Below are 19,802 nucleotides of genomic sequence, written 5' to 3'. Positions count from 1 at the left end.
GAAAGAGTCGGGCTTTTTGCTTTTCTGAATATAGTTAACGTGCGATTTATATTTTTAATCGTCTATTTGTACTGATGTAATTCTGGAGTTTTATTCTCTAATGAGAAAGTTATTATCTTCCCCTGGTAAAATGGCACTAAATGATGCTGAAAATGCTTCATATCAAAATGCTTTAAAGCATGTTACAGAATTAAGCTTAAACCTGGTTGCGGTTAAAGTTGAAAATAGACCGGATGATTTTCTTGGTTGGTGCACAGAGTTAATTGATGTCTGTCGAAATAGAATGAATATGTCTTTGCTAGAAGAACATCAATTACCAAGTTTAAAAAAACTAGAACAAGTACTTGTACTTGGTGCAAGTGTTAGTCAGTTTAAAATGGCGCGTATCGCACCTTGGCCTATATTTACGGCTTTTATTGAGCAGCAAGCAAGCTTACATGCGCTTGAAGAAAGGTTAGCTTTACTTGATTACATTAAAAGTTTAAAGGACAAAACTTTAGCCGAAATGACTGAACAGGACCGTCTTGCTTTCGCCGGTAAACACACTAATCAACATAGTCATATAGAATATAAATTCGATGTAGAATGGTTTGCTTCAACCAAAGGCGCTAAAGTATTTCATATCCTATTAGCACAACAACCAGAAAGTTTTGACTTAGCCTTAAGCCACATTCCAGACTCAGGTGATGTAACACCAAAGCAGTACCAGAAATTTGTTAGTGCTTATAAAAAAATATTTACTGAGTACACTGTAGACAAAGAAGCAGGTGAAAAACCACCATTAGCTGCAGCTACTCGTTTATTAGCTATGAAGCGTCCAGACCAATTTATTGCTTTAACTAACGCAAAAATAGATGTTTTGTGCCAAGGCCTATCGATAGCTAAGTTTAATGCTTTTGATTTTGAAAGCTATTGGCAGGATATGATAGGAACTTTGCGAACTTTTGCATGGTGGCATCAAGCTGAACCTGAAGACGAGCAAGAACTGAAACTTTGGCATGTACGTGCTGTTTTAGTCGACTTGTTTTTGTTTGCTGATGAAGATTTTTCTCTTAGCTCGAATTATTTACGTATTCGCGACAAAAAATCAAATAGCATTGAAAGCACCTATAAGTCAGGTCGTCGTGCTCGTACCAAGCTCACTCCAGATGAACTCGTTGATCAAGCATTAGCTGAAGATGATTTACCTGAGTATATGCAAACTAAACGAGAAACAATTCTCAAACAAGTGAAAGCCGGTAAGCCTGTTGAACAGGCTATTGCTCTAATGAGAGCTATTTTTGGTTAGTTGATAGTTTTAAGAAAGGGATAAGACATCTTTATCCCTTTCATCTTATTTTAGTCTTACGTTAACTATCATTTACCTATTAAATTAATCTCGATAAAGACCAACCGAAATATTTTTCTTATAAAAATCTGCCCAAAATTATTTAAATTACTCAGCCCGTTCAAATCTCTATTTTGTTAATCCAGTCATATAAGTGCATTGTCTAAAGCATATCCCCATCATTAGCTAGGTAGCCAGCTGTTCTTTGATTGGTATTGTTTCAATATTGATAATGCGCATTTTTCTAAATAAATAGAAAACGCATATCCCAGCTAATAAGTGCGCTAACATTAGTGCAGGATAAAGTGAGTATTCGCTATCATTGAAACCAATCCATGCTATAGGAATAATTAATATTATTCGGTGTATGATACCGAGTAAGCTGGCATTAATAACTTTATCTTTTGCATTTAAGGTCGCTTGATAAACAATAACGCATCCTGAACCAATATAACCCCAAGGTAACCAGGTAAGGTAATGATTTAAATGTACGGTAACACTATCATGTGGACATAATGAGTTAGCCCAAAAATCGACAGTGTAGTTTAAAATGATGGCAATGAATAATTGTGCAAATAATACAATAGCGAACATGTAACGGTATGCTTGTTTTACCCTATCGTGGTGACCTGTCCAGTAGTTAAAACCAATGATGGCAGGCATGGATGTCGTTAATGCCATAGGTATTAACAATATGATTGCTTCAAGTTTAAAAATCAAAGCAAAGGCGGCTATATAGGTATGATTATAACTGGCGGCAATAATTGTTAATATCGCCAAGCTTAAAGGGGTAATTAGCTGTTGCCCGATAACAAGTGTGCTAGTTAGTTTAGCTTGTTTACATTGAGCGCTAAACTGTGAGAAAGAAGGCCAGTGGAGTTTTACTTTTTTCTGCAGTATATAGAATGATATTAAGCTAAAACTAATATCACTAATCGCATGCACCAGTGATATAGCAACTAAGCTATCATAATATAAAGGGCTTTGCGGCAGTAAGAGTAAAATTGCCAATGAGCTTTTAACTACTATCCAAGCTATCATAATGTTACTTGCAAGCAGGGTGAAGTTTAATGCCCGAAAGATGCTATTCATTTGCCAAACAGCGCCTAAAAAGAACCAAGTCAGATAACGATTGTTGATATAACTTAATTGTTCTGCTGCTAACTGTGGTGCCTTTAGTGTATCTTGGCTTGAAAGCCAATGACTGTTACCTAACAATTGCAGTAACTGTTCGGAAAATGTGAATGCTACTAGCGCTATAGTTAGTAATATTAACCCAGAGGTAAGAAATGCTTGGCTTATACATAGGCCAAGGTTATTTTTTTCAAGGCAGGCAGACTTCACAACCTTATTATTACAACGAATACTTGTACCAACGGCAAGAGCTGTCATTGCAGCCGTTATAGGCACAGTAAAACCAAATGCTGTTAACGTTGCCGTACTACTTAATGCAATTAAGCCTGATTCTAATAGTTCATACATTAACAACAATAGAATCGCCATAAACATAGGCTGGCTATTACGCCATATTGTCGATGATATTTTCCCTTCAACTAAACTCGTGTGATCTTTTACTGTCATCTATTGGTTCTTCAGATTTAGTGTTATGGATACCATATAAGAAGAGCGGCAATAAATTAATTAACTTTCAATATTCTATGTAACAATTTTTGTCATAAGCCACCACAGTGCAGAGGCCTAGCTTATTTGGCTAACTAATTAGAGGTATGCCTAATTATAGCTATAGTCATTAAATTATAAGCCTTGTCCAAACTGGAGAAACGTTTGATGTAATATTTTCTCTGCTGTTTCTTTAGATAAGCAATTAGATAATATATCATCGTTAAAAGCTTCTTTGTTCACTTGTTTTTCGGGAGAGAGCCATTTCATTTTTTTTAAGGTGATCTCAACTCTACATCTATGGTTTCCATTATCTGTGGTATAGAAAATGTTAATAGCATTGGTCCGATTTACCAAGTTTTTATAGGGATAATTATCTGCAGTACTTATTGTGATTTGTTCTGCATTCGCTAAATGACAAAAGCCTAATAAACACATAAATATGATGTTTTTAATGGCTTTTGTTGGTATGTTTTTCATTTTATTCTCAGTTCATGTCTTAAGTGTTGCTAACAGATTAAGTATGATAAGGTGATAAAACAAACCATTTTAAATTAAGCGTTATTAAGAAAAACTTAAGTATGAAACATTTACCACCATTGAAGTCCTTACAATTTTTTCTGGTAGCAGGACAATCTAAAAACTTTAAACATGCAGCTGAGCAACTGAATGTGACACAAGCAGCTGTCAGTCAACAAATTCGACTATTAGAGGAGAATCTACAATCGAAATTGTTTGAGCGTACTAATAAAAAAACAATGCTTACTGAAAAAGGACGGAAACTATTACCCTTCACGCAAAGGGCATTTGACGAACTAACAACAGGTATTCAAGTTGTCACGGGTGACCCAAACCCACAAATATTACGTATTTCCACCGTCCATTCTTTTTGCTCTCTTTGGCTTATCCCAAGGCTGCAGGAGTTCCAAAAATTACACCCAGAAATAATGGTACAACTTGCTCCATCTAGCGAATTAGTTGATTTCAAACAATCCAATATTGATTTGGCAATTCGTATGGGAAGAGGGGGATATTGTGATTTAACAGAGAAAAAAATCTATGATGATAATCTTATCTTTGTTGCAAGCCCTAAGCTGCTAATTGGTATTGATAAGAATAATCCAGAGCAAGTATTTCGCTTACCTTGGATAGAGGATACTAGTATAGGAATACAGGAAACATTTCAAGATTATTGTAAAAGCATAAACTTTCAATATGAAACCTTAGTTCCAGTAATTCAAACCAATGATGCACTTCCTTTGATTGATAGTGCCGTTCATGAACGTGGTTTTTTATTGGTTAATAGTAGCTTAGTCGTTGAACATATCCGTGCGGGCCGTTTAGTAAAACTACTCAATTACTCCATAAAAAGTCCTTATTCACTTTACCTTGTAGCGCCGGAACAACAATTTTTATGGAAAAAAGTTAAGCAATTTGAAGGCTGGTTAGTTCCTAAGCTACTTAAATCATTCTCCGATTTAGACAAACATTAATTGCTCATGATATGGCACTCTATACATGTGTAGTAGCATAGTTAACTGGGCCTAATGGTATATGTTTTACATTTTGAAAAATATATTACTAAACATAGAACTCATCTTTTTTATTATGACTTAGGGCAAAAGCACTTTTAGTATTAACCAATGCAGCCTGATGCTCCAATGATAGAAGTAAAATAAATAATTAAGTCTTTCTCATTACATATAGCATCTCGCATCTATTAACGTAGAAAATAATGTCGTAATTTGCTAATACGAAAAGCTCTGAGCTGCCATGAAAATGGAATGGCAAAGGTAGCTTATTTTTATAAAATAAACGATTCACAATACGGTACACTTCCCACTGCATAGAACCAGACACTACGTGTGGTTTAAGTTCAATTTGTCTAATGACAGAGTATGGTTCACAACTGCTCTCGTTTAGTGGCTAAGCAGATTATTTATTATAATAAATTGGCGTCGAAATTATATTATCAAAATGGCGAAGTGAACATTAGGATATCATTTAAAAAACACCATGGAATTATTTGGTATTTACGTCTTTTGCATGCGCTTTGCGGAAGAATTTTGTGATAGTGTCAGCTTTTTATACAGATCTATTTCTGCTAGTGACCGTCCAACTAGTTTATCTTAAACATTTCACCCGTTAGGCATGATTTTGTCAAAAAGGCATGTTCAATAGGTGTTAGTAATGCTATTTTCAACTTTTTTACTAAAGTTATCTTTACTTTATATATAAACATGTCGAGTTTTTTTACACTTAATATTTGAAAATCAATGTTACTTTTAGTTACAGTTCAAAATTACTTTTTATTCCTATAGTTAAGCCTTTCGAATTTTTAGTGGCGCGAAAAATGCCTCTTACTAAATGGATTAGGATGTGTTTAATCCCTCCTAATTCTTAATTATATTCGATAGTTTTACTAAAAAAACATCGAATACTTGCAACTAAAAAGGAGTCTGTAATGAAAAAACTAAACTTAATATTAGCAGTAGTAGTGTTTGTATTATTATCCTTTAGTGCTAATGCAACCAAGTACAAATTTATCGCTGAAGATAGGAGTATAGAGACTAAAATTTGCGTGTTTGCTGGTAGTAATAACAAACTTGGATTAAAACATGCTTTGCGACAAAGTACCGGGTCCGCGATTACTAACAACCGATTTTCTGTTAATAACATTACTTGTAATGATATGGTCATGGCACATTTTGCTCATAAGTATGATGCGTTCGATACCTATTCATATTTAAATAGATTGACCAATAGCAAAAATAAAATTCCTACCACAAGTATTGAAATAAAAGATGTCTCAGCCGTTTTCAATCTCAAAAATGAAGAAACTAAAATCATTTATGTAGGCTCGGCTAAGTAAATTGTATATTAAAAGCTCAGAGCCAATCGTTATAACGTACTAGAGTAGTTTGGCTCAGCCTTTAATACATTAATGTTACTTTCAGCATACGAATGTCTACTTCTTAACATTTATAGTGTAATCGCTATAACAGTCCCTTCATATTCTAAAGGTTACTGTAATTTTACATGTATTTAATTATTTTGAACTTGTAACTATGATGGCATAACTTATTTATTTATAACAAAAATTAGTGTGATTGATCATGCGTTTACTTTTCCATCTTTTATTCATACTTGTGTATTTTTCTTCAATGGCTAATGATAATTTTGACAAAGGTAAAGATACATATAAAAATAATAATTACCCCAAAGCTATCACTCTCTTTAATAAAGCTGCTGACCAGGGGAGCGCAAAGGATCAAAGCTACCTTGGTTATATGTACGGTAAAGGCAAAGAAGCCAAATAAGAGTGTTAATCACCGACAGTATCGTTTAATTACCCAAACCCCAATCAGGTGCTAAAGGATTTTTCATGTGTATTTTATTTATCGCAATCGAGCAACACCCTAAGTATCCGCTGATTATTTGTGCAAATAGAGATGAATTTCATCAACGACCAACTGAAGCCATGCACGTTTGGCAACAACCCATAATACTGGCCGGAAAAGATCTTCAAGCAGGAGGTACTTGGTTAGGCTTATCGCCAAAAGGAAAATTTGCAGCGTTAACCAACTTTAGAAAGTTACCTTTAAGCGAAGAAGCTAAAAAGTCTAGGGGAGATCTAGTTTTGCAGGTATTAGCCAGTACTGAAAATAACTTGTCAGATGAACTCTCTAAACAAACAAATCAGTATCATGGTTTTAATCTCATTCATGGATCATTAAACCAGTTGTATTGTTATGACAGCGTTAATAACCAATGCCATCAACTTTCCAAAGGCGTACACAGTATTTGTAATGGCGCACTAGATGATATCTGGCCGAAAATGGCAAGGGGGGAAAAGCTGCTAAGTGATACTATTCATCTACAAGAGGATCTCTCAATTGATAGATTGTTTGATTTAATGACTAACGATAAACAAGCTTTACCAAATTTACTTCCTGAAACAGGTCTAAGTGAAGAATGGGAACAGTTGCTCAGTGCTATTTTTATCGTATCACCAACCTATGGCACGCGTTCAACCACAATCATTACAAAAAATATTGAGGGTAATGTTGAGGTATATGATCGAACTTATGCACCATCAGGTGAGTTTGTAGCTGAGCAAAAATTTACTTTAGCAACGGTCTTTGATTCAGTTGTATTGGTGTAGACTCTTTCTGTGATGGTAGCTTAGTGGACCCTAGGTAAAACTAATGTACCGAGCGTCTTAAGTACTATATCTTAGGTGTATTAGCATTCCATGATTGAAAAAAGTATGACTTTAAAAGCAGATTTTAGACATTTTCTTGACGATGAAGGTAACGAACTAGCGCTTACGGAACAAGCAAAAACGGTTTTCAAATTCCTGACCAAAATTGTGTCATCGGTTTCTGCTCATCTCGAACAGCCACTTATTGATGTTGATTTGAAATGCAGCACCCGAGGTGATGGACTGTCTTGTGAGGGACGGATTGAAGCAAAGTGTATCGAAACTGCCGTGATTGAGTGGCATTGTGACACATGTGAAGCTTCTGGAACGATCTTTAATTGGCAAGGAAGCATGTGGGATAAACAAAAGCACACCATTCATTAGTACGCAATTTAGTCCTGTCAAATGTAGTGGCACAACAAAACTAGATACTTCAACTTTCGTCTCCAAAGTGGTCATTAGGTTAGATGCTTTTAATCGATGAACTAGGTTATTTTTTGGCTTAAGTGGCGATTAAGCCCCATTTCCCAAACGACTTCGTTTTTGGTACTAATATTTGTTAGTGTTAATGTTCCCTTGGGTACATAGCACCATAGTAAATATAGCTAAAAGAACTATTATATATGTCCCGCCTATTCCGCCAAAGGTTGGTATGGGGTTAATGCTTGAAGCCTTAGCGGTTTAGTGTGGTGTCAAAATTGGATAGTGTGACAACGTCACCTGCAATCATACTATCGATATGAATGTCGCCAATCCGTACTCTTACCAGTCTTAATGTAGCAAAGCCCACCGCCGCGGTCATTTTTCTTATCTGACGGTTTTTACCTTCACAGAGTGTGATCGAAATCCAGCTAGTAGGGCCATGTCTAGGATCACGGATTTTACGGCCACGTGTAGGAAGTTGAGGCTCACAGTCTAGCTTGACAGCTTTACAAGGCAGGGTTAGATAAGAAGTGCCATTAATAGCAATCTCAACACCATTTTTTAGCAACGATATTGCGTTCGCAGTGATGATCCCATCTACTTGTACGTAGTACTCTTTTTCTATGTCTTTGCTTCTGACTTGGTAGCTCATCATTCCGTCGGTGGTGAGTAAGAGTAAACCTTCGGAGTCGTGATCTAATCGGCCAATTGCCATGGTTTTATCGGGGAAGTTAAATAGCTCGCCTATCAGATGTTTCTTCTTGCGTTTTTCAGGTAAAAACTGACTTAAAAAGCCATATGGCTTAAATATTTTAAAGTGTTGGTGAACTTGCCTTGGCTCAGCGAGTTCGGATAAACATTTTGGGTTAGTAGCTGCCATTAAACATGGCCTTAATCGTAAAATCTGAGTGGTACCGTATTATACGGTTAGTTTGGACTAGATGCACTGAGCTCACTTATTAGCCATAATTAGTTGACCACTACACTGTAAGCTAAGCGGAAGTTAACTGTATCAATAACAACACTTCCGCTTCTCGCTAAAAAGAAGCCATGTTAGGAATAATTTAAAAAACTCATAATTGTCACAATGCTCTCTAATAAAATTAGTAAGTGTTCATTTTAGTATCCTAATTTTCGTTTAAGTTCATCTGTTTGATAAGTGTTTTTAGAATCGATTTCATTTTAACTAGAACACACTCATGATTTATTCTGTTTATTATTGTTTTATTTCAACGGTTTAAGTTTGTTTAAGAAGATTTAAGTTTTCTTTCATACCCCAAAGGAGCTAAATAGTTCTCTACTTTTACATATATATTGGTAACTATTTAATGCGCTTTCAAAATCTGATTATTCTGTTTATAGCAGTCATCTTTTCAGCTAACCTTTATGCTGAACAAACAACACCTGAATTCTGGAAAAATGCCACTGTCTATTTTATGCTGACTGACAGGTTTAATAATGGCGATACAACAAATGACCACTCATATAACCGCACAGAAAAGTCCGCAACATTAAGAGGATTTGAAGGTGGTGATATTAAAGGGATTATTGAAAAAATAGAAGATGGTTATTTTACTCGGTTAGGAGTTGATGCCATTTGGATGACACCATTAATTGAACAAGTACATGGGTATGATGATTCATCTGGTTTGACTTATTCTTATCATGGTTATTGGCCGAAAGATTGGACCGCAGTTGACGATAACTTTGGCACAGAAGCTGATTTACAAAAAATGATATCCCTTGCCCATAAACACAATATTAAAGTATTAATGGACGTTATTATTAACCATACAGGGCCTGAAACTAAGTCGGATTGGGCATGGCCTAAAGACTGGATAAGAACGACTCCGCTCTGTAAATGGAATAACTATAAAGAAAATACTCAATGTGCGTTAGCAACCTCACTGACCGATATCAAGACGGAAAGTGATGCAGAGGTAAAACTTCCGCCAAAGCTATTGAAAAAATGGCAAGATGAAGGACGTCTTGAGCTAGAACTTTCTGAGCTTGATACTTTTTTTTCACGCACGGGTTACCCACGCGCTCCTAAATATTACATTGTAAAATGGTTAACCGATTGGGTTAAAGAATATGGTGTTGACGGTTTTCGTGTAGATACCGCTAAGCATGTTGAGGCGGATATCTGGACAGTATTAAAAAAAGAAAGTGAACTTGCCTTTAGTACATGGAAAAAGAATAGCCCCAAGCAAGTGATGGACGATGTACCCTTTTATATGGTGGGTGAAGTTTTTAATTGGGGATTAAATGGCTATAAAAATACCGCTAAGAATGGGCGTTCTTATGATTATGGTGATAAACAAGTAGATTTTTTTGAACATGGCTTTGATGCCTTAATTAATATGGGGTTTGTTGCTCATGCTTCTCAACCGGCAGAGCAAATATTTTCTTCATACTCACAAAGTCTTAATGGCGGTGTACTTGATGGTCTAGGTGTACTTAGTTATATTGGCTCGCATGATGACCCCGACTCATATGACATAAAGCGAGAAAAAACCTTTGATACCGCATTTAAATTGATGCTAGCTCCTGGAGGAGTACAAATTTACTACGGTGATGAGTTAGCTCGCCCAATGCATGCAAAAGATGCCTTCGGCGATGCCAATATGCGTACTTTTATGAATTGGGAAGATTTAACTCAATCAGCAACACAAGATATTTTAGCTCACTGGCAAAAACTAGGTAAATTTCGCCAAGCACATGATTCGGTGGGATCAGGCAAGCATAAAATATTAAACAAAACGCCTTATATCTTTAAACGGGAATTTGGTACACAAGATAAGGTATTAGTGGCTAAAGGTTTATCAATTGGAAATAAAAATATTTCAGTTTATAAACTGTTTAAAAATGGTGACGTACTCTTTGATTACTATTCGAATCAGGAAGTAATCGTGATAAATGGAAAAATTTCTCTCAGCAGTGAATTCACTTACTTACTGTTGGGTAAAGCCAAATAACATTTGTTAAGTATTTTGGCTGGCATAGCTCTCAAATACCTGCAATAACAAGGACCGTTTTCATGTCTGAAGTTGGTTTTATCTTCAGGCATGAAAGCTCGTCCAATATGTCTATTAATTTGCAAGATAAACTCTAATGCACTCACTATATTAATTATTCTTGGTTAGAGGTTTAGGGGGGATTTACTTTTATTTCGTCTATTTATGAGTCATAAGGCATTATACTGACAAGTTTTTAGGGGTAGCTAAAGCTATGTTTACGTTTGTTATACAACATTATGTTATCGATAAAGATTAGCACGAAAATTAAAAGGTTAATTTAACTGATCCTAGCTAACAATATTTGATAACATCATATGACTATCTTATTTACATGCCGTTTTAATGAAATACCAAGTTGATGCTTTTGTTCTTGATGTACAAGCGCGTACATTATCTGCTCATGACCGCAGCCAGAACATTCGACCTAAAACGTTAGAAGTTTTGTTATATCTTGCTAATAGGACCGGAGATATTATCAGTAAACAGGAACTGTTGGACTGTATTTGGGATGATGTAAGCGTAGATGATGGTGTAATCTTTCAGTCCATTCTGGAAATTCGTAAATTATTTGGTCATTCGACAATTATTCAGAACTTCCCACGTAAGGGATATCAATTTACTGCACAATTAGAACCGATTAATAAAAACAAACAAGATAAACAGAGTAGTTTACCAACCCCCTCTTTATTAAAATATTTTATTGCCGCTATTTCACTGATATTTTTAAGCTTAGTTGTGATTTTTATTTCCAAAGAAGAGGCTGCCGATGTCCATTTCGATCAAAGTATTCTTGTACTTCCAATAAAAAACAGTATTCCTTATGGAGAAAATGATTGGATTTATTTAGGGGCTATGGAGCAGCTTATTGCAAAATTAAATGACTTCCCTAATTCAGTTTTTATCTATCAGGGAACATACATTCCTCATTTAATGCACACCGTAGGTTTAGACAGGAAATTTTCTTCTAATGATGTAGCTAAAATTTTCAACGTCTCTGGCGCTACATTAATCGTTGAAACAGAGATTTTTGGCTATGTGTCCGACTATAAATTGGTTTATAAATTTCATGTTGTTAACGATGTAAAGCAAGGTGTTATTCTTGATACCTCAATAAATGGTGCTCTTGTCACATTATCAAAAAAAATGGCTGATTTTATAAATCATCCACTCAAACGCAGTGAATACAAGCCAATAAATGAGTTTAAGGATGCATTATTCGCTGAAGCCATGATTAGTTATGAATCGGATTGGCATACTTCTATTAGTTTTTTTGAAAGTTATCTCGCATTGAACCCCGATTCGGTTATTGCAATAATCTATTTGAGTAAATTGTACTTGTGGGATAATCAAGTAGAAAAAGCCGCTCATCTGCTAGAGAGAACAGTTCAACTGCGTATAGAAGATCCACTAGAAGTTGCAAATATCCAATTACTTAAAGGGAGAATTGCAGCTAAACAACAGGATTTTGAACAAGCGTTACAACTTTATAACCAAGTAACTAACATAACGGATAAGCACCACGATTGGTTTATAAAAGCCAGTGTTGCCGAAGAGCAAGGCTTAGTTTATCTTGAACAAAAAAGGCTGAACAAATCTTTAGAAGCCTTTACTACTTCGTTGTCTTCTTACCAAATTATTCAAAGCCAAATAGGTATAAACGCGACAAGACTTCATTTAGCTGAAGTACTATTCCTGCAAGGAAATATTGAACAGGCCAAAGAAAATTATTCAAAGGCAAAGCAAAGTATTAAAAGCATCAAACTAGAGTTCTTATACTCCATGTTAGAACAGCACAAAATAAAATTAGAAAATCGTCTGAATTAAAACAGACTATTAGATAATTAACTGTCGTTTATTCTATTGTAAAGAAGTCAAATTAAGTCGCTTGAAAAATAAATTACCCCTCATTTTTTACTAATAAAGGATTGTTTTTACATTTGTTTTTTATATTGTTTGAATAACGAAATGGCACTTCAACATATTGATAAGAAAACTTTGCGGATACGAGGGTAACCGTTATAAAAATGATCATATAAATTACAACTTGTGCGAGGGTAAAGGATTCAATTAACCAAGTTCGCTTGATAATAGGCAGAATGAACCAAAAGACCATAAACCAAACACCGTGCATTAAATAGATGGAATACGAAATTCGACCTAAGTATTGTAAACCTCTTATAGATAGCAACCGTAGCACATTGCCCTGATTAGACGCAGCACAAAGCACTAATATTGAAAAGAGAGGTATGGTTAATAAATCATTCCATCGCCAATGAAATATGGCAAATAAAGCAATTAACACCAGAACAAAGCAACCATCTGTCTGAAATACACGGCTAGCTAATTTAAGCTTAAAAGCTTTATAACTTGCCACACCGATAGAAAATTCAAATAAACACCTTAAAAAGCCAAAATCAAAAGTTATATCTAGATTGTTTTTCGGATAAAAATAGACTAACAAAAGCAAAAAAAACATGGAGGTTAAAGCGATAGCTAACGAGTGTTTTTCACTCTTGTTACCTATAAAATATAACAATCCAATACCATAGATGTAAGCCCACCATTCAGCACCTATAGACCATGAAACTATATTCCAAGATAAGTAAGTATGTTGATTCATCGCATTGGTAAAGAATATATTGCTTATAAGAGCACTCCAGTCAAAATATACGTTCCAACTTTCATCTATCAAACTTGGAGCTAATGCAGAAACGGTAACGACAAACCCTATTAGTAGCATTAAAGTAAATAAATGGAGTGGATAAAGACGAAAAAACCGAGAAATGAGGTACTTTTTAATATTGTTTATTTGTAATTTACCACTGAGCTTCTCTCCGTATATATGGCAAATAATAAAACCACTCAGTATGAAAAAAAAGTCGACCCACAGATAACCTTGCGTGATTAATCCAGACCATTTATGAGGGATTATTGTTCCAAGCTCTCGATAGAATATAATGACATCCATGTGAAATAGTACTACCCAAAGCGCAGCAATACCTCGTAAAGCTGTGAGGGCTGATAGATATTGATTATTTTTGTATAGGGTCGTTTTAGGCACATATTCACCCAGGTTTACTTTCGCGAGAATACTCATGATTACTCAATAATCAGTTGATTTTTCATGCTTTAATATTAATGAGAAAAAAATAAAAGGATAGATGGATACATACGTATTCATATGGGAGGTTGTCAGTATGGGCGTTTTTTTATTGGAAATGTCTTAGCTGAAAGGCCGAATTAACTCATTCAATACACATCGACTACTTCTTTATTTTATGAGTAAGTACAAGATGGCTCGCAAACCGGTAACTATATAATATCTAATGTAGTTATTAATAAAATAGTATTTAACATCAAAGTATTAAGTTTACTTCATTACCAATACTTTAATGCGCCATTGATTTTAGTAATACCTAATTGGTGATCGCACTTCATAATATAGCCAAAAAGCACTATACTGTGTTTATGTACAGTTATGTTGGTTTTTTATGAAAGTAATACCCGTTTACATTGAAGCTGGGATATCCGGCTTTGAATCACCCGCAGCAGAATATAGAGAGCTAAATCTATCATTAGAAGAGTTACTTCTTCAGCACCCTAATGCGACTTTCTTTGGTCTAGCTAATGGACGGTCAATGGAAGGGCGAGGTATTTTTAATGGCGATGTTCTGGTCGTTGATAGAGTCGAGCATGTTAGTAATGGCGCTGTGATTGTGGCAAATTTTAATGGATGCTTTGTGTGCAAAATCATTGATACTGAAAATGCCTTATTGCTATCTGCATCTGAGAGCCATAAGCCCATTAAAATATCTGATAGCGATGACTTTCAAATTGAAGGGGTAGTCAATGTATCCTTTAGATTGCATAAAAAACTACCCGTCCTGCTGTCATGTTTGGGCTAGTTGATGCTGTTTCATTCTATGCTCGTGCGGAAAAGGTCTTTGACCCAACTATTAGGCATAAACCTGTGGTCGTCTTAACCAATAACGACGGCTGTATTTGTGCTGTTTGTCCTATTGCACGTCAATTAGGCGTGCCTAAATTTGTTCCTTATTTTAAGATTAAGGCATTTTTAGAAAAAAATAATGTCGTTGTTCGTTCTTCAAATTATGAGTTATATGCTGACTTAAGCGAAAGAATGATGAATGTTATTGCACGGTATTCTGATAGCCATTATGTCTATTCTATTGATGAATCGTTCTTACATTTCAAGAACTTTAGCTGTGTTGATAACTGGCAGGAATACGGTCATGTCATACGAAAGGCTGTTTGGCGAGAAACACGATTACCCGTTGGTGTAGGTTTCGGTGCAACCTTAACATTAGCCAAAGCAGCGAATCATGCCTCTAAAAAGCTGTCAGGTTTTGATGGTGTTGCTGTAATAGATGATAAAGCTTCACGTAAAGAAATCCTCTCTAGAATGTCGCTCACTGAGATTTGGGGTATTGGCAATAAGTTGGGTAAACGGTTAAGTCTATTAGGGCTTAAAAATGGCTGGGATTTAGCTAATCAATCACCTAAAGCAATGCGAGGTCAGTTCGGTGTGGTCGTTGAACGTACAGTGAATGAACTGAACGGTATGCCGTGCTTGCATTGGGATGAAATGGGGCAAGACAAACAGGAGATATTTTCTACACGTAGCTTTGGGCAGCGAGTTACCGATGGTTATGCACTCAAAGCTGCATTATCAAGTCACGCCAGTATTGTGGGGGCAAAAGTTAGAAGGCAAGGCTCTTTGATTAAACGATTAGTTATTTTTGCATCAAGCTCGCCACATGATGACAGTTACTATAAAAAATCTGTTATTTATGAATTTCCCATTGCGACTGACAATACCTTAAAGCTAGTAGGTGCTATTTCTTACGTATTTGATAGTATTTATAGGCAAGGTGTTAGCTTTTATCGCTGTGGAGTAGGTGGCGTTGAACTAGAGAATAGTCAATTTCAGCAACAAGATATGTTTAGTCTTAGTGTGAATAACCCACCTTTAATGAAATGCTATGACCAAATAAATCATCGCTATGGTAGAGGCGCTGTTGAAGTCGCTGTTGCTGAAAAAAATGAAAAGTGGGCAATGAGACGAAACTTCTTATCACCTCGCTCTACGAGTAACTGGTCAGAAATACCTAAGATAAACTGTTGAGGTTAATATGTGTGGTCGATTTAGTGTAAACAAAGCAATTTCACCTATTGTGAGTGAGTTATTTAATACGCACTTCAATACAGAAACGAATGCTAATTTAAGTCCTAGCCAATCAGTTGCAACATTAGTTAGCAGCAACTCAACATATCATCAAGTAAATGCGCTTTGGGGAATAAAACCTTCATGGTCAAAGAGGCTTATTATTAACGCCCAATCTGAAACGGTTGCTACAAAGCCTACGTTCAGACAAGCCTTTCAACATCAACGCTGTTTAATTCCATGCAACGGCTGGTTTGAGTGGCGAACTGAAGAAGGTAAAAAGGTTAAATACCTCTTTGAACATGCCGACAAGGTGCCTGTGTATATGGCGGGTATATTGTTTCAGCATGAATTGACTGAATTAGTCACGTTAACGACAAAACCTAACCTTAAGTGCGGCCAATACCACAAAAGAATGCCCGTACTTATTGCTGAAGAAGATAAAGACTCCTGGTTTCAATCTTCGCCTCAAGACCTAGCACCATTATTTCAGCATGTGAATAATGAAATTATTCATGTGGAACGCAGTGATTAAGTTTATGGTTAACTATGTGTTGCATCCATCGATTTAACTCAAGGCGCAAAGCGGATATTAGCCTTAAGACTTTAGCTATACCCGTTCTACTTGAAGATGCAGATTTCAGCAAGTCGAGAAAGGGTTAGCTACCAGGAATTGATTGAAGAGAATAGTTATTCTATTGTCGAAATCAATAACGCAGGAGATGGCCCTTTATCGGCTTGCCCGTAGGGAGCTAAGCTAGAAAACCAGTCCTGCGTTGCACTACTCGATAAGGGAATAACCATTATCAGCGTATCGCGCCTTGATCTTATTTCCTAGCTTCGCTCTGAAACTGCATCTTCAAGTGGAACGGGTATATATATTTTATAATACCTTATTTCTGTCATATTACTGGGAAGTCTCAGTAATAACTCCGAACTCATCTATGGTATTTGTAATAAAGGAATATTTCTGGGCTAATTAGTCTTGTCATTGCTATGTAGGGGGCCAACTGAAGCCAATAATATCTCTCTGATCAGCCCTAATGAAATTGGCCTATCAAACAATGTATAACTTACCTTAATAGTTTTTAACAACAAAGCATCATGTTTTATTAATGACTAACGCTCTATCGTTATTAGTGCTCTTTATGACGGGCCCCGTTTATGTTGAAATTTATTCCAGTAGGGTAAAACTCAACAGACTCATTATTAATGAGTCTGTTAAAAATATTCAGGGTTTAAAGTAAGCCTGTGTAGTTTATATTTTCAAGTAACTATAGGCTTTGATAAGGGAATTATGACATTATTCGCGTTTCAAAGGACAACTTATACCAGTCCTTATTTTTTTATTCTTCTTGTTTTATTTGTTTTATTTGCTTTATTTACCTTTTTCTTGACCTGTTTAGGCGCTTTTGAGAACTCTTTATGAAAAGGCTGTTCTGTAACAACAGGAATAACTTGCCCTATGCTATTTTCAATAGTAGTTAACTGCCTTATGTCATTTTCTACCGCAAATGAAATAGCCATGCCACTTTTCCCAGCACGAGCAGTTCGTCCGATACGGTGTATATAGTTTCTTGGATCTTCAGGAAGGTTATAGTTAATGACTAAATTAATATTATCAACATCAATGCCGCGCGCAGCAACATCTGTGGCAACTAATACTCTTAAAGTAGATTCTTTAAAGTTTTGTAACGCTTCTTCCCTAACCGCTTGTGTTTTACCACTGTGCAGGCTAGCTGCAGTTATTGATGCTTTTTCTAGTGCTTTAACAATGATGTCAGCGCCATACTTTGTTTTACAAAAGATAAGCACTTTTTCATAGTCAGGTGTTTTCAGAATTTCAAAAAGCAAAGGAACTTTATTCGATTTATCAAGGTGGTATACACTTTGATTAACCAAGTCGATCGTAACCGTTTGTGCAGTAATTTGAATTTTTGTTGGATTTGTTAAAATCGCTTCTGCAAGTATTTCTATTTCAGCGGGCATAGTCGCTGAAAACAATAGTGTTTGCCGGCTCTTTGGCAGTTTAGATATGATGGTTTGAACATCATTAAAGAACCCCATATCAAGCATTGTATCTGCTTCATCTAATACAAATACTTCTAACGCCTTAAAATTTATATCGCCTGTTTCAATTAAATCTAATAACCTTCCAGGGGTAGCGACTAAAATATCAAGTCCAAGTGCGATAGCGTCAACTTGAGCTTGTCTTCCTACACCGCCATAAACAACCTTAGTTTTAAGCCCTAAGCCATCAGAGTAGTCATCAATGTTTTGCATTATTTGCGAGGCAAGCTCTCTTGTTGGCGTTAGTATGAGCGAGCGCGTGCTCTTCGCTTTTATATCAATTTTATCTCGCCCAAATTTATTGATAATAGGCAATGAAAAGGCCGCTGTTTTCCCTGTTCCTGTTTGTGCTATACCAAGAAGATCATCGCCATTAATAAGCGCTGGGATACATTCTTTTTGGATCGGTGTGGGCTGTTTGTAGCCTTTAAGACTAATGCGGTCAATAATTGACTCTAAAAGTGAAAATTCTTTAAATTCTGACATGTTGTCTCGGTACTCATTAATCAATAGCCTATTATTCTAACAGAATACTTCAACATATTTAAGACGTATTCAAGGTGGCTGTTTCTGACGAATCCCTACAAAATATCTCACAAAAAAATAGTTCAGTAATCAAGTGTTCTGACCTCTTGATTTTCGCCTTGGTTTTTCTTTCACGGGTGGTTTTTATAAAGGATTAGATAATTTAAAATTGATGTGTTGATAGCAAGCCTTATAGAGCAAAATATGTAGATTTGATTTACCTTCGACCTTAGGTCAACCCAGACTAACGAAGCCTATTTTTGCAGCGCGTTCTGAGTTATTTTCCAAGCCCTTATCTATAGAAAAACTAATCCTAATTAATTCTAATCAGCTAGTGTTAAGGTCTTAAATGTGGCTGAAGTTAGCTATTACATATAATTTTTTGAATAAAGCTGCTAGTGGTCAAGTCCATGCACATCAAAATTTAATTAAAGAACTATACTTTAAGTGTTAATTGTAAAAAATACGGAGGTGGACAATGTTTTTAAAAACCGACATAATGGCGACATAGTTGATGTTACTACAATGAGTGATTTAACTAATCTGTACTATGATAATGTATCAGGTCAATATCAAGCGGGCGAAGAGTTACAGGATGTTGAAGAGTTCAATAAATCAGAATTGGTGTTTCTTTCTGGCGAAGAGTTACCTCGCTGTTGGACAGACCCTCACTATCGTTCTCACAAAAGATAACCTAAAGCTTTATATTCAATAAGAGCCGTTAGCAATTAACGGCTCTGCATTTCTCGCGTTTACATCAAGGTCTTTTAATAAAATCTAAGATTCAAAATAAATAGACTGTTTAGCTAATCATTACAATTCCATTTTTACGAGAATTATTTATACAAAATCTATTTTTATAGTCCACAGCATAACGTCATTTTTGTGGCAAAAATTATCATAAATCGAACACCCCAAAGTGTTTGGAACTGTGATTATTAGGATTATTTACACGTTTCCTATGTGGCCTATTTGGCTCTTTTTTTTAGATAAAATGTTCCCTTAGTGCGCTTAGTTGACATTAGCAAAATGATTTTTGCCATACATTTTCTAATGAATATTATTAGTCATGTTACTGAGAAGTCTCAGTAATAAACCCAAATCAATCTTTCTAAGCCCTAACTAATTGATATTGTTTGAAATAGCCTTTAATTCTATGTTGGATATTACTGAGAAGTCTCAGTAATATCCAAAACCTAACAAAAATATAATATTTTTAGTTTATAAGGCACTGAAAATATGGGATATTAATGAAAATAAAATTCAAGTTATGGGACGGACATTACTGAGAAGTCTCCATAATAAGCTGTTAGTTGCACGCACTAAATCAGTATTATTAATTTGCTAGTTTAGTGTTTAACACGTAGTTTCGTGTCTGGTTCAATCTTTGGTTTGGCAATGGAAGTGCCTTCAAATACTCACTTCTTT

The 19,802-nt window shown here is 35.6% G+C and carries 17 protein-coding genes; 12 read left to right on the top strand and 5 right to left on the bottom strand.

Annotation, left to right across the window (positions count from 1 at the left end; translation table 11 throughout):
• Positions 1-100: 100 nt before the first annotated feature.
• The gene (locus CXF71_RS05345; RefSeq protein WP_101231948.1) at positions 101-1,288 is read left to right on the top strand and encodes a hypothetical protein; all 1,188 of its coding nucleotides are present in this window, start codon (positions 101-103) and stop codon (positions 1,286-1,288) included.
• Between the two features lie 225 nt (positions 1,289-1,513).
• On the opposite strand, the gene CXF71_RS05340 is transcribed toward CXF71_RS05345, so the two are convergent.
• Positions 1,514-2,908 carry an MATE family efflux transporter gene (locus tag CXF71_RS05340; RefSeq protein WP_101231947.1) on the bottom strand — a complete coding sequence of 465 codons (1,395 nt, stop codon included), beginning with the start codon at positions 2,906-2,908 and terminating at the stop codon, positions 1,514-1,516.
• A gap of 174 nt (positions 2,909-3,082) precedes the next feature.
• On the bottom strand, positions 3,083-3,427 hold the full coding sequence (locus CXF71_RS05335; RefSeq protein WP_101231946.1) for a hypothetical protein: 345 nt from the start codon (positions 3,425-3,427) through the stop codon (positions 3,083-3,085).
• Between the two features lie 101 nt (positions 3,428-3,528).
• On the opposite strand from CXF71_RS05335, the gene CXF71_RS05330 reads away from it, so the two are divergent.
• The 5 genes from CXF71_RS05330 (at position 3,529) to CXF71_RS05310 (ending at position 7,535) form a co-directional block, all read left to right on the top strand.
• Complete coding sequence (locus CXF71_RS05330) at positions 3,529-4,440, top strand: LysR substrate-binding domain-containing protein (protein WP_101231945.1); 912 nt, start codon at positions 3,529-3,531, stop codon at positions 4,438-4,440.
• 971 nt (positions 4,441-5,411) lie between these two features.
• Positions 5,412-5,819 carry a DUF3718 domain-containing protein gene (locus tag CXF71_RS05325; RefSeq protein WP_101231944.1) on the top strand — a complete coding sequence of 136 codons (408 nt, stop codon included), beginning with the start codon at positions 5,412-5,414 and terminating at the stop codon, positions 5,817-5,819.
• A 292-nt stretch (positions 5,820-6,111) separates the two neighbouring features.
• Positions 6,112-6,267 (top strand): hypothetical protein, encoded by a 156-nt coding sequence (locus CXF71_RS05320; RefSeq protein WP_198559838.1) that lies wholly within the window; start codon positions 6,112-6,114, stop codon positions 6,265-6,267.
• 65 nt (positions 6,268-6,332) lie between these two features.
• Positions 6,333-7,112: an NRDE family protein gene (locus CXF71_RS05315; RefSeq protein WP_101231943.1), complete on the top strand. Its 780-nt coding sequence runs from the start codon at positions 6,333-6,335 to the stop codon at positions 7,110-7,112.
• A 90-nt stretch (positions 7,113-7,202) separates the two neighbouring features.
• Positions 7,203-7,535, top strand: coding sequence for a hypothetical protein (locus tag CXF71_RS05310; protein WP_232771390.1), 333 nt, complete (start codon positions 7,203-7,205; stop codon positions 7,533-7,535).
• Between the two features lie 289 nt (positions 7,536-7,824).
• Here the strand turns inward: CXF71_RS05310 and CXF71_RS05305 are convergent, their stop codons facing one another.
• Positions 7,825-8,454: a pseudouridine synthase gene (locus tag CXF71_RS05305; protein WP_101231942.1), complete on the bottom strand. Its 630-nt coding sequence runs from the start codon at positions 8,452-8,454 to the stop codon at positions 7,825-7,827.
• A 448-nt stretch (positions 8,455-8,902) separates the two neighbouring features.
• Between CXF71_RS05305 and CXF71_RS05300 the strand changes: the two genes are divergently transcribed.
• Both CXF71_RS05300 and CXF71_RS05295 read left to right on the top strand, forming a co-directional pair.
• Complete coding sequence (locus CXF71_RS05300) at positions 8,903-10,552, top strand: alpha-amylase family glycosyl hydrolase (RefSeq protein ID WP_101231941.1); 1,650 nt, start codon at positions 8,903-8,905, stop codon at positions 10,550-10,552.
• Positions 10,553-10,936: 384 nt separating this feature from the next.
• Positions 10,937-12,418, top strand: coding sequence for a winged helix-turn-helix domain-containing protein (locus CXF71_RS05295; protein WP_101231940.1), 1,482 nt, complete (start codon positions 10,937-10,939; stop codon positions 12,416-12,418).
• 73 nt (positions 12,419-12,491) lie between these two features.
• Here the strand turns inward: CXF71_RS05295 and CXF71_RS05290 are convergent, their stop codons facing one another.
• Positions 12,492-13,691 carry an acyltransferase family protein gene (locus tag CXF71_RS05290; RefSeq protein ID WP_101231939.1) on the bottom strand — a complete coding sequence of 400 codons (1,200 nt, stop codon included), beginning with the start codon at positions 13,689-13,691 and terminating at the stop codon, positions 12,492-12,494.
• Positions 13,692-14,085: 394 nt separating this feature from the next.
• Between CXF71_RS05290 and CXF71_RS05285 the strand changes: the two genes are divergently transcribed.
• Genes CXF71_RS05285 through CXF71_RS05275 form a run of 3 tightly spaced genes read left to right on the top strand, consistent with a single transcriptional unit; the run spans position 14,086 to position 16,314 of the window.
• Positions 14,086-14,499 (top strand): LexA family protein, encoded by a 414-nt coding sequence (locus CXF71_RS05285; protein WP_101231938.1) that lies wholly within the window; start codon positions 14,086-14,088, stop codon positions 14,497-14,499.
• Entirely contained in the window at positions 14,487-15,740 is a 1,254-nt protein-coding gene (locus tag CXF71_RS05280; protein ID WP_101231937.1) for a Y-family DNA polymerase, read from the top strand. Before CXF71_RS05285 ends, CXF71_RS05280 begins: the two co-directional genes overlap by 13 nt.
• A gap of 7 nt (positions 15,741-15,747) precedes the next feature.
• A complete protein-coding gene (locus CXF71_RS05275) occupies positions 15,748-16,314 on the top strand; it encodes an SOS response-associated peptidase (protein WP_101231936.1) in 567 nt (188 codons plus the stop codon).
• A gap of 803 nt (positions 16,315-17,117) precedes the next feature.
• Here CXF71_RS05275 and CXF71_RS05270 read toward each other — a convergent pair.
• Positions 17,118-18,335 carry a DEAD/DEAH box helicase gene (locus CXF71_RS05270; protein ID WP_101231935.1) on the bottom strand — a complete coding sequence of 406 codons (1,218 nt, stop codon included), beginning with the start codon at positions 18,333-18,335 and terminating at the stop codon, positions 17,118-17,120.
• Positions 18,336-18,821: 486 nt separating this feature from the next.
• On the opposite strand from CXF71_RS05270, the gene CXF71_RS05265 reads away from it, so the two are divergent.
• Entirely contained in the window at positions 18,822-19,067 is a 246-nt protein-coding gene (locus CXF71_RS05265) for an acetyltransferase (protein ID WP_232771389.1), read from the top strand.
• Positions 19,068-19,802 lie beyond the last annotated feature (735 nt).

Origin of the sequence: Colwellia sp. 12G3, from assembly GCF_002836775.1 — a bacterium.
In the GTDB taxonomy this organism is placed as follows: Bacteria; Pseudomonadota; Gammaproteobacteria; order Enterobacterales; family Alteromonadaceae; genus Colwellia.
This window is presented reverse-complemented; position numbering and strand designations above follow the sequence as displayed.

Coding starts and splice junctions, on each gene's coding strand:
- CXF71_RS05345 (WP_101231948.1), top strand. CDS start 101: ATGAGAAAGTTATTATCTTCCCCTGGTAAAATGGCACTAAATGATGCT.
- CXF71_RS05340 (WP_101231947.1), bottom strand. CDS start 2,908: ATGACAGTAAAAGATCACACGAGTTTAGTTGAAGGGAAAATATCATCG.
- CXF71_RS05335 (WP_101231946.1), bottom strand. CDS start 3,427: ATGAAAAACATACCAACAAAAGCCATTAAAAACATCATATTTATGTGT.
- CXF71_RS05330 (WP_101231945.1), top strand. CDS start 3,529: ATGAAACATTTACCACCATTGAAGTCCTTACAATTTTTTCTGGTAGCA.
- CXF71_RS05325 (WP_101231944.1), top strand. CDS start 5,412: ATGAAAAAACTAAACTTAATATTAGCAGTAGTAGTGTTTGTATTATTA.
- CXF71_RS05320 (WP_198559838.1), top strand. CDS start 6,112: ATGGCTAATGATAATTTTGACAAAGGTAAAGATACATATAAAAATAAT.
- CXF71_RS05315 (WP_101231943.1), top strand. CDS start 6,333: ATGTGTATTTTATTTATCGCAATCGAGCAACACCCTAAGTATCCGCTG.
- CXF71_RS05310 (WP_232771390.1), top strand. CDS start 7,203: ATGATTGAAAAAAGTATGACTTTAAAAGCAGATTTTAGACATTTTCTT.
- CXF71_RS05305 (WP_101231942.1), bottom strand. CDS start 8,454: ATGGCAGCTACTAACCCAAAATGTTTATCCGAACTCGCTGAGCCAAGG.
- CXF71_RS05300 (WP_101231941.1), top strand. CDS start 8,903: ATGCGCTTTCAAAATCTGATTATTCTGTTTATAGCAGTCATCTTTTCA.
- CXF71_RS05295 (WP_101231940.1), top strand. CDS start 10,937: ATGAAATACCAAGTTGATGCTTTTGTTCTTGATGTACAAGCGCGTACA.
- CXF71_RS05290 (WP_101231939.1), bottom strand. CDS start 13,691: ATGAGTATTCTCGCGAAAGTAAACCTGGGTGAATATGTGCCTAAAACG.
- CXF71_RS05285 (WP_101231938.1), top strand. CDS start 14,086: ATGAAAGTAATACCCGTTTACATTGAAGCTGGGATATCCGGCTTTGAA.
- CXF71_RS05280 (WP_101231937.1), top strand. CDS start 14,487: ATGTTTGGGCTAGTTGATGCTGTTTCATTCTATGCTCGTGCGGAAAAG.
- CXF71_RS05275 (WP_101231936.1), top strand. CDS start 15,748: ATGTGTGGTCGATTTAGTGTAAACAAAGCAATTTCACCTATTGTGAGT.
- CXF71_RS05270 (WP_101231935.1), bottom strand. CDS start 18,335: ATGTCAGAATTTAAAGAATTTTCACTTTTAGAGTCAATTATTGACCGC.